This window comes from Microcoleus sp. Z1_A1 (genome assembly GCF_036700305.1).
GTDB lineage: Bacteria > Cyanobacteriota > Cyanobacteriia > Cyanobacteriales > Microcoleaceae > Microcoleus.
Genome location: NZ_JAUBOR010000049.1, coordinates 1 through 16,330, shown reverse-complemented (window position 1 = coordinate 16,330; position 16,330 = coordinate 1). Strand labels below are relative to the sequence as shown.

The 16,330-nt window shown below is 45.0% G+C and carries 9 protein-coding genes; 5 read left to right on the top strand and 4 right to left on the bottom strand.

Annotated elements, in window-relative coordinates; genetic code table 11:
* Positions 1–101 precede the first annotated feature (101 nt).
* The gene (locus QT973_RS23085) at positions 102–983 is read left to right on the top strand and encodes a Cof-type HAD-IIB family hydrolase (protein ID WP_333057902.1); all 882 of its coding nucleotides are present in this window, start codon (positions 102–104) and stop codon (positions 981–983) included.
* Between the two features lie 680 nt (positions 984–1,663).
* Here QT973_RS23085 and QT973_RS23080 read toward each other — a convergent pair.
* The 4 genes from QT973_RS23080 to QT973_RS23065 form a co-directional block, all read right to left on the bottom strand.
* The gene (locus QT973_RS23080) at positions 1,664–2,554 is read right to left on the bottom strand and encodes an alpha/beta fold hydrolase (protein ID WP_333057903.1); all 891 of its coding nucleotides are present in this window, start codon (positions 2,552–2,554) and stop codon (positions 1,664–1,666) included.
* Between the two features lie 215 nt (positions 2,555–2,769).
* Entirely contained in the window at positions 2,770–4,797 is a 2,028-nt protein-coding gene (locus QT973_RS23075) for an adenylate/guanylate cyclase domain-containing protein (RefSeq protein ID WP_333234000.1), read from the bottom strand.
* A complete protein-coding gene (locus tag QT973_RS23070) occupies positions 4,763–9,478 on the bottom strand; it encodes a response regulator (RefSeq protein ID WP_333057905.1) in 4,716 nt (1,571 codons plus the stop codon). The genes QT973_RS23075 and QT973_RS23070 overlap by 35 nt, the downstream gene beginning before the upstream one ends.
* 654 nt (positions 9,479–10,132) lie before the next feature.
* Positions 10,133–10,642 (bottom strand): hypothetical protein, encoded by a 510-nt coding sequence (locus QT973_RS23065; RefSeq protein WP_333057906.1) that lies wholly within the window; start codon positions 10,640–10,642, stop codon positions 10,133–10,135.
* Between the two features lie 77 nt (positions 10,643–10,719).
* On the opposite strand from QT973_RS23065, the gene QT973_RS23060 reads away from it, so the two are divergent.
* The 4 genes from QT973_RS23060 (at position 10,720) to QT973_RS23045 (ending at position 15,239) form a co-directional block, all read left to right on the top strand.
* Positions 10,720–11,637, top strand: a complete 918-nt coding sequence (locus QT973_RS23060) for a histone deacetylase (RefSeq protein WP_333057907.1) — start codon at positions 10,720–10,722, stop codon at positions 11,635–11,637.
* A 319-nt stretch (positions 11,638–11,956) separates the two neighbouring features.
* A complete protein-coding gene (locus QT973_RS23055) occupies positions 11,957–13,237 on the top strand; it encodes a glycosyltransferase (RefSeq protein ID WP_333274332.1) in 1,281 nt (426 codons plus the stop codon).
* Positions 13,238–13,451: 214 nt separating this feature from the next.
* Entirely contained in the window at positions 13,452–14,462 is a 1,011-nt protein-coding gene (locus QT973_RS23050; RefSeq protein ID WP_333057909.1) for a glycosyltransferase family 2 protein, read from the top strand.
* 195 nt (positions 14,463–14,657) lie between these two features.
* On the top strand, positions 14,658–15,239 hold the full coding sequence (locus QT973_RS23045; RefSeq protein WP_333057910.1) for a serine acetyltransferase: 582 nt from the start codon (positions 14,658–14,660) through the stop codon (positions 15,237–15,239).
* The last annotated feature ends 1,091 nt before the right edge of the window (positions 15,240–16,330 follow it).

Below are 16,330 nucleotides of genomic sequence, written 5' to 3'. Positions count from 1 at the left end.
ATTATTTTAGTATTCAAAAAATCAGAAGTGGCACTTTGCTATCCCGCCAGTGGCAAAATAAACGGGTGCGTGCAAATCAACAGCTAAAATCTAAAAAAATCATGCAGAATATAACTGCCTCAAATCCAGCTAAGGCGACCGATCGCGCTTTTGGCACCGCAGACATTCAATTGCTGGTAGTGGATATAGACGGCACGATCGCAGGTATGTCAAATACTATCCGAGAACCAGTCAAGCAGGCAATTTTGGCGGCCGAGTCGCGGGGAGTGAAAGTAGCCGTCGCTACGGGCAGGATGTACCGATCAGCTTTGCGTTTTCACCGCGACATCGGCTCAACATTGCCACTGATTTGCTACCAGGGCGCGTGGATTCAAGATCACGCTACTCAAAAGCGGCTGCGGCACTTGCCGCTGTCGAAACAAACTGCTCTGCAACTGTTAGATTATTTTGAAGAACCGCATTTGCGACCGCTGCTTTCGATCCATTTCTACATTGACGACCAACTTTACGTGCCGGAAATTACTGCAGCTACCCGAATTTATGCCGAACGATCGGGCATTGAACCAATGGTGATTAAAGATTTGCGGCGAGATATTCCGGGGGAACCGACGAAAGTTTTGGCATTGTGCGAGAATCCGGGGGTACTCGACGGCTTGCTCAGCAGTATGCGGCTGCGTTACACGCCTGCGGAGCTTTATTTGACTCGATCCGTTGCTACTTTTTTTGAAGCTACGCATCCTGTGGCGAATAAGGGAGATGCGGTGCAGTATTTAGCGGAGGAACTTTTGGGTTTGCAGGCGGCGAATGTGATGGCGATCGGCGACAATTTTAATGATGTAGAAATGATTGCCTATGCGGGCGTGGGCGTGGCGATGGGCAATGCTCCTGATGGGGTGAAGGCTGCTGCTGATTGGGTGGCGCCGGATGTGGAGGAAGATGGGGTGGCGGCTGCGATCGAACAATTTGTTTTGGGCGATCGTTGATATTTGCAGCACCAATACCGCAGGGGTGGGTTTAGCGACATCTGGAAAAAATCTAGATCAACCCGCCCCGACCCAGCGACAATTTATTATATACAGCGGATTCCAGGTTTATAAAGTACACCCCAGAAACCGGGTTTCTTCTGGATTTCTCGCCAGAAACCGGTTTTATTCAAGAAACCCGGTTTCTCTGTACTTCACTTACCTGGAAAGTGCTGTAACTCTCTAGTTTTGAGTTCTATGCAATCAAATTTTGACGATCAAAAACAATCCACACTTTCGGATTTTTCGAGATCAAGTGCAATCAATTACTTTTTTTGCAACATCAGAATATTTATTTAACGAACCGCGAAGACGCGAATAACGCGAAGGAAGAATTGAAGAAAGCGGGGCGGGCTTACAGATATTCTGGATATGAATTATAAATAATTTCAAACTCTTAAAAATGCCTTTCAACAGAAAAAGCACCGACGACTGGCCGTGTTTCGTCTCGGTGCTTCTTCTGGTTCGCTCCTCACACGTCCATCAATATAGCTGACTCAGTAAATTGTGTCAATACTTTTTCCAAAAATTGTTTTTTGAGTCGGCTTCTGCCGGGGTGTCGGTGCGGTGGAGCGAGGCAAAACTTTTGCACTGCAAGGGTTTGACTCGATCGCTCAAGGGTTGCCTCGATCGGAAAAATTTTACTTCACTTCCACCAGCCAGTCCAAAATCAGAGCGTTGACTTCACTCGGCCGCTCGTCGTGGGGACAGTGGCCTGTGTTGGGAATGGAAACAAATTTCACGGGTTTATCATTGGCGGCCAATTGTTGATAAATCTGGCTGCCGGCGATCGGCGTCCAGGGGTCGTCTGCGCCCCAAAGTACCAATAACGGACGATCGACTTTGGGCAGCAATTCTGACGGTTGAGGGCCTGGAGGGGCTGTGAGAATCGATGCAAACACTTGTTGAGCTCCGGGATCGCAGGAGGGGGCGTGGAGGAGTTCTACGAGTTCGTCAGTGATGGCTTCGCGGTTCCCGTAGACTTGGCGCAGGGTGTTGCGGATGCGGTGTTTTTGGCGGATGTTGTTGAAGACAAACGGGCCGATCAGGGGCGATCGAACTAATTTAGTAAAAGTCCCCATCACTACTCGCAGCGGGAAATTCAGTTCGTCGGGCCGGTGGTTGAGTCCGCCGGCACAGTTGATTAAGACACCGCCGGCTGATATTTCTGGATGGTTGGCGACTACCATCAAACTCAGCAAAGCGCCGATCGAATTCCCGACAAATACCGCCGGTTCTAGTACCATATCCGCCCAGAAATCAGTCAGCAATTCTTCCCACAATTCCAGAGTGTAATCTAGGGCTGGTTTGGCGGAAGCACCGAATCCCAGCAAGTCCAGCGCAAATACGCGATAGCCGCCGGCTGCGAGTACGGGGATATTTTGCCGCCAATGTCCGATCGAAGCCCCAAATCCGTGAATCAAGATCAGAGGGCGGCCGGTTCCTTGGACGGTATATTGGATTTTGTGACCTTTCCAAGTCCAAATTAGCTTTTCAAAACTCGTTGCAGATACTAATTGTTGTGCAGTCACGGCTATTATGTAAAGTTTCGTTAACTACTTTCATCATAGCAGAAGTCAGTAGTCAGTAGTCAGTAGTCAGTAGTCAGGAATTATTGGTTATTGGTTATTGGTTATTGGTTATTTGTTATTTGTTGTAATGCCCAATTCCCCATGCCCAATGCCCCATTCCCAATTCCCAATGCCCCATTCCCAATGCCCCATTCCCAATGCCCCATTCCCAATTTTTACTTTTTTCCTAGCAACCAATAAGTCATCATATCCCCCTTACCTTTTACCGGAATCACGCCTCGCCTCTCAAACATATACTTATCTTTCAAAAGCTCATAAGTAACATCAGTAACTTGAATGCTGCCTGAAAAACCCGTAGCTTCCATCCTCGCCGCTACATTCACCGTATCTCCCCACAAATCATAAGTAAACTTGCTCACACCAATCACTCCCGCAACCACCGGCCCGGAATTGATGCCGACGCGAATTGCCAGTTTTTCCCCTGTCTCGGCGCACAGCTTTGCTATTTTTTCCTGCATTCCCAGGGCCATTTGGGCGATCGCCTCGGCATGATCCTGTGTCGGCGTAGGCAACCCCCCGACTACCATGTAAGCATCGCCAATAGTCTTAATTTTCTCCACACCGTACTTTTCAGCTAACTGGTCGAAGTGCGAAAAAATTACGTTCAAGCGCTTTACCAACTCGGTGGGAGACATTCTAGCAGACAACTCAGTAAAGCCAACAATATCAGCAAATAAAACACTTACTTGGGCAAAACTATCGGCGATCGTACTTTGCTCCGCCTTCAACCGTTCTGCGATTGGTTTGGGTAAAATATTTAACAGCAACTTCTCGCTTTGTTCTTGTTGAACTTTTAGCGCTTCTTGCGCTAATTTACGTTCTGTAATGTCAGAAACAGTACCCTCATAGTAGATCAGATTACCTTTTGAATCTCGAACAGCCCGAACATTTTCTGACACCCAAATCCGGCGCCCGTCTTTGCGACATACCATAGATTCAAACCCCGAAACGGCATTTTCAGCATCCATAGCAGCCACAAACTCGAGGCGGCGTTCCGGGTCAACGTACAGTTGCTGAGCAATATTGTTAATCTCGGACATCAGTTCTTCTGGCGAGTCGTAACCGTACAATTTTGCCAAAGCTGGATTAGCGCTGATATAGCCTCCTGAAGGCGTGCTTTGAAAAATGCCTTCGATCGCATTTTCTACAATGCTGTGATATTTTTCTTGGGCAATACGTAGCAATTCTTCTGCTTGTTTGCGCTGAATCAAAGAACCTAATTGAGTGCCTACCGCATTGAAAACGTCTATAAATTGTGCGTCTTTCCCATCCGACGAAATTTTAAAGAAAACTAGCACTGCCAATACTTCATCGCCTACCAAAATCGGCACACCAAAACCCGCTTTAAATCCGAGTTCTAGTGCTATTTGACTTTGGAAAAAATGCGGGTAGCCCCTGGAAATATCTTCTACCCATTCCGGTTGCTTGGATGCCCAAACTCGTCCCGGCAGGCCTATATTCATGGCAAATGTTAGTTGTTCGCTTTGCTTGCGGAACGCATCCATCCTCGCGTTGCTGGCATACCAGCCCCTGGCAGATTGCAGCACAGTTGCTTCTGCATTGGGAATCCAAGCTTCTCCTACATCCCATCCGATTGTTTCGCCCACTTGGTGCAAAATTACTTCTAAAGCTGAGTGAAAGTCTACAGCTTCGCCGATCGCCCGCGTCGTTTCCAGCAAAAACCGGATTGATTCTTCAGCCCGCTGCCGTTCTGCGATTTCTTCCTGCAATCTCGAATTGCGATCGTGCAGTTCCCTAGCTTGCAGTTGCAGTTTGCATTGCAGCGAACGAAGAGAAAGTTGGTTTTGGACGCGGGCTAAGACTTCTTCTACTTGAAACGGTTTAGTAATATAATCCACTCCTCCTACTTGAAAAGCTTTAACTTTTTCCAGCACGTCATCTAGCGCACTAATAAAAATTACCGGAATATCTTGAGTTTTTTCGCTTAACTTTAACTGCTCACAAACTTCATACCCGTTCATTTGTGGCATATTAATATCTAGTAAAATTAGATCGGGAGGAGATATTTGTGCCCCTTGCAAAGCCAAGTGTCCGTTAATAGCCTTCCTGACATGATACCCGTAAGATGTCAGCATAGTGGATAAAAGTCGCAAATTATCCGGCATATCGTCAACGATCAGAATGTCTTTACGAGTCGCTGATAATGGATGGTCGTTCATCATAATATAATTGAGTTAAATCGATAATGATATCTATCCGAAAATTATCGACTAAATCTGTTAAAGCGTTAGCGAGATTTGCCTCAGTTTCGGGAATTTCCTTGATCAGATCGAGGATGCGGTTGTCGTCAACACAAAGTGCTGCTCGGTGCAACTCGACCACCCAGTCTGTGGGCATTACACTCAAATCCTCGGTGGTCAAACTTTTAAGCAGCGTCGGTGTAGAAAAAGAAGTAGATAAGTTCTCTTTTTCATAAATATAACGCAGGTTGAGGTGATGCGCTATCTTTTCAAAAAGTACCTCTTCCCGAAACGGTTTACATATCAAATCGTTACAACCAGCAGACAAAATTATTTGTCGCTGCTCATCAAAAGCACTGGCCGTCAAGGCAATAATTATTGTTTCTTTACCTTCGATAGTTTTCTTAATCTCTCTTGTCGCTTCATACCCATCTATCACGGGCATCAGCATATCCATTAATATCAAGTGCGGCTTCCAAGTTGAATGCAAAGCAATTGCTTCTTGACCGTTAGTTGCTTCCCGGACTTCAAATCCCAGGGGTACTAGCAGCTTAAGCAGCAGTTGGCGATTTTCCGCTACATCTTCAACTATTAATATCCGATAAGTTTCCTGTCCTGCTTCTAAAGCAATAACTTGTTTAATCGGCGGTTTTTCTTGTTCATCACTTTGTGTTACTAAGTTAACCCAGATATTAAAGCTAAAAATTGTGCCTTGACCGAGTTTACTTTCAACCGCAATATCACCTCCCATAATTCGGACAAATTGTTGGCTGATCGGCAACCCCAGACCAGTCCCCTGCATGGAATTTCGACCAGTTTCGGTTTGTACAAAGGGCTTAAATAATGTGAAAATTTCTGAGGGAGAAATGCCGGGTCCCGTGTCGGCAATTTCAAAATACAATTGGGATTTGTTTTCTTCTATGGCGTCTTTTTCAGCGTGGCTACTGACGCGCAAAGTAACGGTTCCGTGTTGAGTGAATTTAATTGCATTGCCGACCAAGTTAATTAAAACTTGCCGCAATTTAGCTTCGTCTGTTTGAATGTACTGCGGCAAATTATGGGAATTTTCAAAAATTAGATACAAGCCTTTTGAGTTGGCTTTTAGTTGCAGCATTTCTTTGAGACTGTTGAGAAAGTCGTAGAGATTAAAGCGGCTAGGATTGATAGTAATTTGACCTGCTTCTATTTTGGACATTGACAAAACATCATTGATGAGTTCTAGCAAATGTTCGCCGCTGCGGTTAATAATTTCTATGTATTCTTTTTGTTCTTCCGTGATAGAACTGTTGCGGGCCATGACTTGGGAAAAACCGAGAATGGCGTTGAGAGGCGTGCGAAGTTCGTGGCTCATGGAAGCTAGAAATTGGCTTTTGGCGCGGTTGGCAACTTCGGCGTTTTCTTTGGATTTAATCAGCTCCATGGACTGCCTTTGAGTGCGGGCAAGCAGTTCCGCTTGCTGTAATGCTACTCCTAGCTGAGTACCTACATCAACTGCAACGTTGATTTCAGCTTCACTCCACTGGCGGGGGGCAGAATTTTGATAGGATGCTAGTAATCCCCAGAGCTTTTTTCCAGAAAAAATTGGTACAATAATGTATGATTTAGCTTGAAATCTTTCTAGCAATTGGATGTAACAATTATCGAAACCTTGCTTGTAAATATCTGGGACACAAAGGTAAGTTTTACCTCGGCTGTATGCTCCGCCTTTGGTTTGTTGCAAATAGGTATCGTGGACTTCTGGTGAGATACTATCTAATTTTTGGACTAGGCAAAGTTCGCTGTCTAACGCGCCTTCAGTAAGGTTAGAATCTGTATCCTGTGCTTGGATGAAAGAAACCCACTTGCGATCAAGGGATTCGGCTACAAATTCGCCACTCCAGTCTGGATTGAAACGGTAAATAGCGACTCGATCGCACTTCATGGTTTGGCGCAATTCTCGGGTTGTGGCGTGAAAAATTTCTCGGATATCTAAAGTCTGCCGCATTCTTTCAATGATGCGGGCGATCGCTCTTTGTCGTAAAGCACTTTCTTGCAGTTCCGTTTCTGCTTGCTTGCGTTCGGTAATATCTACAGCCATTAAAGCAATGCCGATCGCTGTACCGTTATCGTCAATTAGCTGAGTATTGTACCACTCGCAGATGATAATTCTGCCGTCTTTAGTCAGATTTTCAGTAGTGCCACTGGATTTGGCGTTCAAGTCGTGATTGGAAATCTCAGATAATTGCGGTTGATAGCTTTCAGGTACGATTAAATCGGAGGCGACTCGACCAATCGCTTCTTGCTCACTGTAGCCAAAAATAGCAACGGCTGCGGGATTCCAAGTAATAATTTCAAAATTGAGGTTTAACTCGATAACCGCGATCGGCGTTTGCTGCAATAAAAATGAGATTCTTTGTTGGGATGCTAGCAGTTTTTCTTCGGCTAATTTGCGGTCTGTGATGTCATTAGCAGTGCCGAGAATTTGTTTGGGTTTACCATCGGCTGTTCTGAGAAATACTGTATCCCAACTGTGCATCCACCGCCATTCACCGTTTTTGTGTTTCATTCGGTATTGACATTCAACGACATCACCGTCTTTGGCTCGATCAACTTTTTGTACGCTATCAAAAAAATTTGGCAAATCATCGGAGTTGAGCAGAATTGGCATCATTGCTGTACCCATATCTTGTATTTCTTGGGCGGTATATCCGAGCATCGTCGAAATTTGTCGATTGGCATAAACATTCCGCTGTTCAATTACATCGTAAACGTACAACAGGTTGGGATTGGAATCGGCGATTGCTTGAATGAAGTGCTGGCTTTCTCTGAGTGCGGATTCTGTTTGTTTACGAACGCTAATATCTCGCGCCACGATAATCACTGAATCTGGAGTCAGCGGAGAAACTTTAGCATCGAGGCAAACGTCGCGCTCTCCGACTTTAAAGCTATATTCAACATTGATAGTTTGCTTCGTTTTTAGAGCTTGTTGGATCGCATTTAATACTAAATCTGCTATAGGTTTCGGCAAGACTTCGTGAGCGGTTTTGTTAATCATTTCGCTTGGAGGTTTCACCAAATTTGTTGATGCTGTCGGGGCGATTTTGATACAGCGCCCTTCTGCATTTCTCACTAAAACTGTGTCAGTCATGGCGGCAAAAATCGCCCGCAATTCTGTTTCCGATTCTTGCAGAGCTTGCTCGGCACGGACGCGGGTGCGAATTTCTGCTTGCAGCACTTTATTTTGCCGATCGAGCTGCTGAATTCGGTTTTTTTCTCGTTCGATCAGTTTAGCTTGAGCGATAGCGAGCCCTACTTGAGCAGCCACAGCTTCTAATAAGTCGATTTCCTCGGAAGTCCATTCCCGGTAACGATCGCACTGGTGCAAACAGATAGCACCGTTGGCCCGGCCTTGGTAAGAAGTGCGAATTGCCAGCATCGATTTTAACCCAACCTTCTGGCAAATCGGTTGAACAGCTTGCAAAAGAGGGTCTGAATAAACATTGTTCGAGGCGATCGCCAGATCTTGTATCATCATTTGTATGACGTGAGGATTGCCCCAAATTGGAACAGGTACGTTCCGAATAGATTCGCAATCGGGTTCGAGATACTCTGCCGCCAGAGGAATATCGACTTGGGGAGTAGTGACGTAAGTATGAATCAAACAGCGATTGACGCAGAATGCCAGACCGACTTGAGTGGCAGCTATTTGAAATATTTGTTCTGGCTGCAAGCTTGAGCGAATTTCTTGAGTTATTTTTGCAATCAGCAATTCTCGCTGAACTTGCCGTTCTAAAGCAGCTTTAGCTCCAGCCATTTCTATTTCTGCGTGCTTGCGCTCGCTGATATCAAAAAGTACGCCATACCAAACAATATCGCCATTATCGCGCATTTCTGGTCGAGAATTAGATTGGAGCCATTTGAGTTTACCCGACGGCGTAACAATCCGCCATTCACAGGCAAAAGGTTCTAAAGTTTGGGCGCTAGTAGCAATTTGTTTTACCAGATATTCGTGGTCATCTGGATGATTTTGATCGAAGCAAAAGTCGGGACATTTTAATATTTCCTCACTCTCTAATTCGTAAATCTCCCGACAAGCATAACTAATATATTCAAACTTAAAATTTCCCTCTGGTTTCTTGATAAATTGATAAAGAACTCCCGGTATATTGACCGCCAATTTTTGCAACCGCGCTTTGCTTTCCCGGAGTGATTGTTCTGTTCGCTTGCGAAATTCTACCTCTTGCTGCAGTTGGGCATTCTGCTGTTTTAATTGTTTTGATAGCTGTTGTATAGTCAATTGACTTTCGATCCTCACTAAAACTTCTTCCACTTGAAAAGGCTTAGTAATGTAGTCAACACCGCCGACTTCAAAAGCTTTGACTTTGTGAAAAGTTTCCTCAAAAACACTCAAAAAAATAACCGGAATTTCCTTAGTTTTTTCGTTGGATTTCAGTCTAGCACAGACTTCATATCCGTTCATTTTGGGCATAGCAATATCTAGCAAAATTAAGTCTGGGAGAACTGCTAAATTAGCATTGACCGCCATTTCTCCCGAAATCGCCCGCTGAACTTTATACCCTTCTTTCGTCAATATATTTGATATAAACCGCAGGTTGTGGGGCTGATCGTCAATAATTAAAATGTGAATACTTTCTTTGTCAAATATCATTTTTTGTCTGGTCATTGTGATTTTTTTATTTCTAGCAGCCGATTGATGATTTAATATATTTAGCGATTTTTTCTGCTCATCATTATTTATTAAACATTTTCACACTCAGCAAATAGAGGATTAACTTTAGATATTAGCCATCAACTAACGCACCTTATGTTTTTTCAATTTCTTGGTTGCTTCTCTTAATTATTAACTCAAAATAACCGTACTTAACTACATTTTCTTGTCAAAAGAAATCGCCTGATTTGCTGTACAAATTAACTCTACCGAAAAACAATTATCGCTTAGGCACTCCAGACCAAAGCAACCGGGTTTCTTAACTTTGTTCAATGGCTGCGACCAAGTATTTTCCTACAACCCGGTTGATTCGCCCAGGACAGTTTCTTGCTGGAGTTTAGCATTAAAATTGCCCGGAGGATAACACAACTTTCTGGACATTTTGCTCGCACGTTCAAAGGGTTTTAGCACAGATACACACATGGACATACCACGAGGTGAAGAAACCGTTTTTGACTCTTGTCGCTGCAACAAAGTATGGCTGTGAAAAACCTCGGTTTTGACCCACCGACTCCTGAGTCTTAAGATATTTATAGGTAACTAAGAGTATATAATAGCAATCCACCCCGCACCCAAAGCTTACCCTATAAAATATTTTCTCGGTCTTTTCTATGCCAGCAATTCCTTAAGTTTAGCAATATTTTCATTGCTTAAGTAAATTTTAATTTCTAGTTCTTGGTCAGATTCCCACAGCAACAGCAGATTATCTTCGCCCAAGGCGATTTCGGGATTGTTTAATTCAAGTGTTTGATATTTAACTTCGGGAATTCCTACGCGAATTACCAGTTCCGATTCCAACTGAGGATAGATGTACAATTGCTGTTGCAAGTTGTCAAGTTCTAATTTGTCAACTGTGTTGTTACGTTGGACAGGAGAATCTGGTTTGTACCAATAGAGAGTTTCCTCCCGAATTTCGGGATTGACTATCACAAATGTTTCGTCAAAACGCTGGGGGTGCCAGTGAATTTCGCTCAAACCGCCGATTTGCGGAATCAGTCGCTCTACCCAGCTAATTTCTTTCCCGTTCAGGTTTCCCCACCACTGACTGATATTATCGAGATTGTCAGCATTTTCGGGGTCGGTGCTGCCGGACTGCCAGACTGTTTTTAGTTGTTGCATATACAAGTTCTCCAGCGAATTTAAATTTGAGATTGCAGGCGTTCAATTGGAGATTCATTCGTTATACAATAATTTTAATGGACTTACCAATTATTTACCACGAAGATTACGTTGCACCTCTGCCACCGGCTCACCGCTTCCCGATGGCAAAGTTTCGGATGCTTTACCAGATGCTGCTCGCGGACGGGGTAGCAGATAAATCGCAATTTCACGCTCCCGAACTTCCCCCTCAAGAATGGATTGAATTAGTCCACGACCACTCCTATGTTCAAGCTTACTGCAACGGGACGCTGGATAACAAAGCGACTCGGCGAATTGGTCTGCCTTGGAGTCGGGCCCTGGCTAACCGCACTTGCACTGCGGTTGCAGGAACTGTACTAACTGCAAAACTCGCTTTAGACTACGGTTTGGCTTGCAATACTGCGGGCGGAACTCATCACGCCTTCCCTGCTTTTGGGTCTGGTTTTTGTATTTTTAATGATTTGGCGATCGCCTCTCGCGTCTTGCAAAAAAATGGTTTAGTTCGCAAAGTTTTAATTGTCGATTTAGATGTCCACCAAGGAGACGGAACCGCCGTAATATTTCAAGATGACAGCAGTGTTTTTACTTTCTCGATGCACTGCGAAGTCAATTTTCCCGGCACTAAACAAAAGGGCGATTTAGATGTACCTTTGCCTGTGGGTATGGAGGACGACGAATATTTACAAACCTTGGATAAATTCTTACCAGATTTGCTTTCAAATGTCAAGCCCGACTTAGTTTTATACGATGCTGGAGTAGACCCTCATCACGGTGACAAACTGGGAAAATTAGCTTTAACTGATACGGGCTTATTTCGCCGGGAAATGCAAGTTTTGATGGCGTGTTTGGCCGGCGGCTATCCCGTTGCCTGCGTGATTGGCGGGGGCTATTCCGATGACGCGAAGGGGTTAGTTTACCGACATTCGCTGCTGCACCGAGCTGCCAGTCAAGCCTACAGGCAGTATCGACTTTGATCCAGCAAGAGTCCGGACACTTTTTCTATTGCCCAATGGCTTATTCTTACTTGACTTTGAGGCTAGCGTAAATAATGAAATCAATGTCATCTCTACCCCTGACGCGGCATTTAATTCGACTTTTTTATGCTGCTTGCCCTGTAAGGCTTGTAGTATAGTTCCAAAAACTGTGCGGAGTATTGACCCAGATTGGGGAGATTTAATATGGACTTCAGTATTCTTTGGCGATATGATTGCGTGTTTAGGGTGTCAATTAATACTAAAAACTGGCTAAAGTGGCATTAAAATAGATATATCGCATTCAATCCTAGTGTATTTTATGGACTCCAACTCGTTAAATATCACAGAAGATGGGGCCAAAGAACCGACTTTGATGCCCATAGACAAGCACTACCTGCTAGTCCTCAACATCCCATCCTTCCGCGACTCCAAAGGCTGCAGGTATCTCGATTTAATGTGGGCTAAAGACCTAACTCAACACTTTAAGTATTTGAAAAACTTGACGCTAGCATCTCCGTGCGTGCGAGAAACCCTCCCCGAAAATACCATAGAGGTGGATTCGGAAACATCATTTGCTGATGCTAAATTTATTGACCTTCCCTCCCCAAATAGCTTGGCCAAAGGAATATTTCTGCTGCCGGCAACGGTTGCCCAGCTTTGGGGCGCGATCGCATCTTCAGATATCGTACATAGCGGCGTAGCAGGCTGGCCGATTCCGATGGCATGGTTAGTGACGCCCATAGTCCTGATACAGCGGAAACCATACCTGCTCATAGTCGAGTCCGCACCGTGGCGGCTGCAGCCGGGAACCCCTGCCAGCATTAAAGCCAAAATTCAAGCTTACATATACGAAACATTGAATCGCTGGTGCATAAACAGCGCCGACTTGACAATCTTTACACAGGGAGAATATCAGCAAAGTTTATTAAAAAAACGACACAACAAAAGTCACATAATTCACGCTTCGTGGATAGATGAAGAAAATATCATTTCGGAAGCAGAGGCGACTAAAATATGGCAGGAAAAACTGTCAGCCTCGCCCAAACAACTAAAAATTCTATTTGCCGGCAGATTGCATCCACAGAAAGGTCTGTTAGTTCTCCTAGAAGCAATGAAAATCTTGGACGAGGAAAACATTGCCGTCAAGCTGGACATACTAGGTGAAGGCGAACTGTTAAGCAACTGCCAAGCAGCCAGCAAGGCAATGCAAAAATCGGTACAGATCGAAGTTTTGGGAACTATTCCTTACGGGAGAGAATTCTTCAGCCGGCTGCAACAATATCATGCTGTTGTGGTTCCCAGCACCTCAGACGAACAGCCCAGAATAGTATACGATGCTTATTCCCAGGCCGTACCTGTACTGGCAAACAACACTGCCGGACTCCGCGACTGCATCGAAAACGGCATCACAGGCTCGATCGGTAATTGCAATGACCCAGTTGATTTAGCAAACTTGCTCAAACAGTCGGGAGAAAACTTGAACCTACTTCAAAATATGGGCATGGCAGGTCTGAAACAGGCTCGCAGCCTGACTCACGAAGAAATGCACCGGCAGCGGTGGCAGCTTTTGTTAAGAATGTTGGAGCAATCAAAAAAGTAAGTAGGTAGGCGCAAATAAACCGGGCTGTGTAAAGGAATGTAAAGCTGTCAGAAGCTTTGGGATTGCTTCGTTTCACGGAGTGACCCTCGCTTTTGACTACTTGTGTATTTTCCGACTCATCTACTTAGGCGATACCTGTACTCCGGGCGATCGCTCCAGCTTGCCAGATGGGTACAACTTGAGCTAAAAAGTTGTTAAACAAACAACGGTACTTATGTCGAAGGCCAGCGAGTCCAATCACCCCTATCCACTGCTGGTTGTCATTGTTAACTACCGAACCTCTAGTTTGACAATTGACTGCTTGCGCTCTCTAGTTAGCGAAGTTCAATCGCTGCCCGGTATGCGAGTTGTAGTTGGCGACAATGCTTCAGGCGATCGCTCTGTCGAAGAAATTAGTAGTGCGATCGCCTCAGAAGGCTGGAATGAATGGGCATCCTTCGTTCCCCTAGAGCGCAACGGCGGATTTGCTTTCGGCAACAACGCCCTGATCCGTCCCGCCCTCCAATCCACCAATCCCCCCCCTTACTTCCTGCTGCTTAACCCAGACACCATAGTTCGCCCAGGTGCATTAAAAGCCCTCGTCGATTTCATGGACACTCATCCCGAAGCCGGCATCGCCGGCAGCCGCTTGGAAGACCCCGACGGCACGCCCCAGGAGTCAGCTTTTCGGTTTCACAACATCTTGACAGAACTCGATTTTGGTTGGCGGACAGGCTTTATATCCAAGTTATTAGCCAACTGGGCCGCAGCGCCTCCGATTTCCCAAGAAACCTGTCAAACTGATTGGGTAGCTGGAGCCAGCATGATCGTCCGTCGCGAAGTATTTGAAAAGATTGGCTTGATGGATGAAGCTTATTTCATGTACTGCGAAGAAATGGACTTTTGTCTGCAAGCGAACAAAGCTGGCTGGAGTTGCTGGTACGTACCTGAAAGTCGCGTTGTGCACTTAGTCGGCCAAAGCTCAGGCGTCACTGACACCAAAAAGCCCGCCAAGCGGCTGCCTACCTATTGGTTTGATTCCCGGCGCAGGTACTTTATCAAAAACTACGGCTTGGTTTACACAGCATTAACTGATGTATCCTGGGCTTCGGGTTTTGCAGCCTGGAGGGTGCGTCGCGTACTTCAAGGCAAACCAGATGGCGATCCACCACAATTGCTGAGAGATTTTGTATTAAATAGTGTATTTTTTAAGGGGGGTAAGATTGAAAAATCCAAAAACTTTTAAAGGGAGTTGGTAAATCGGTCAAAGCCAACTAAACCAGGTTAGCCTAGGCAAGCAAAATATTTTATGATGCAGCCGAGGAATTAGTATTCTCGATCGAGAAAACCGGATTGCTCCTTCCTCACAAACCTGATAGACCCATTAATATCGTCGGCATCTAGCAATAGAGTAAACAATAAATAATGTCAATTAGAGCTTATGGTAACTGAGCAAAACTTAATCACCACTGAAAATCAAGTAGAAGACCCCGGCCTGGGACTGTGGCAGCAAATTAAAGAAGACTGGATTGCTCATGGTCGAGATTGGACAAAACCGGGATTTCGCGCCGTAGCAGTGCAGCGTTTTGGCGTCTGGAGAATGCAGGTAGAACCGAAATTACTGCGAGCTCCTTTGAGCATTATTTATCGAGCACTCTACCGAAAAGTCCGCAATAGTTACGGGATAGACTTGCCTTACACTGTGAAGCTCGGTCGTCGCGTGGTGATTGAACATCAAAACGCTATTATTATTCACGGATATTCTACGATCGGCGACGACTGCATTATCCGCCAAGGTGTAACGTTGGGAAACCGCTATTTGGACAAGCCGCTGGAATCCCCTCAATTGGGCGATCGGGTTAACGTCGGCGCTGGTGCAAAAATCCTCGGAAAAGTAAACTTGGGAGACGACGTAAATATCGGTGCTAATGCTGTAGTTTTATCAGATATTCCCGCAGGCAAAACAGCAGTAGGTATTCCTGCCAAGATTCTTCAATCTACCAAAAACCAGGAAAATGCTTAGATCAATATTGCAAAAAATTATCCGCCATCTTGCGATGCGTTACGGCAAGTTCCGTGGCCTTTACATCCAATTCTGTAACGCCTGTGCCCCAGAATACACAGAATTTCTCCCCCGCCATGGCAACTTGTAAGCGCTAGGCGAAAATTGCAGCATCTGGCTCAATACGGTCTTTGGAGATCCCGCCTAGGTCCGCATCGGCAACAATGTTCACTTCTCCTCTTATACCGTGCTCGGCCACGACGGCTCGATCGCCATGCTTAACCGGGCTTACAACGTTAAACTAGATGCCGTAGGCAAGATACCTCTCTTCTGTCACTAAGCGGCAGAAGAAAATAAGAATTCACTCTCATTTATTAAGTAAGAGAAGGGATTTGGGTAAAAATTCATTAACGATCTTAATCGAGCCTGTAGATAATTGTGGAATCGGAAAAATTTTTAGCCACTATTGTATCAAGTTAAAGCTAATTAAAGCTTGTAATATTAATCTCAAATTGTTTAGATGCCTCTTCCAACTTTTTTTTCATCAAGCGTCTTGATGTTTCTCAAAGCGGTGGAGAAGTGAGAAGTTTTTTGCGGATAAAGAGCTGGGTGATGGAGTCTGGGAGTTAACGGCTCTATTAGACCTAGTATAGAGGCCGATCATCACGTAAGCACTACAAACGATTTCCCACCATTTTTCAATCTGTGAATATTGGGTGACTCGGAAATCCGCCCACCCTAATTCACTCTTACTTTGTCGAAAACCATATTCAATCCAAGTCGTATTTCCATACAAATTCCCAACTTCTTTAGCTAAGACTTCCGGAATTTGTGTCATCATATAGCAGGTTTAGTTTTCGGAAATGGTATCTATATATGTTGTGATTTCCCAGTAACGCAATGCTCTCTTTTTTCCATAAATATTTTCTCGAATATAGCGCCATACGGTTCAGTTAAGGTCGATCCCCTCGGCGCCAAGGGCGGGAACTCTTACAGCACTTCCGGGTGTTATGAGGTACAATAAGAATAGATTAAAACCCACATTCCGCACCCCAAACTGGCACATAGTCGGATTGAGGGGGTAAAAGTGAATCACCCGAGACAAGGGTGAG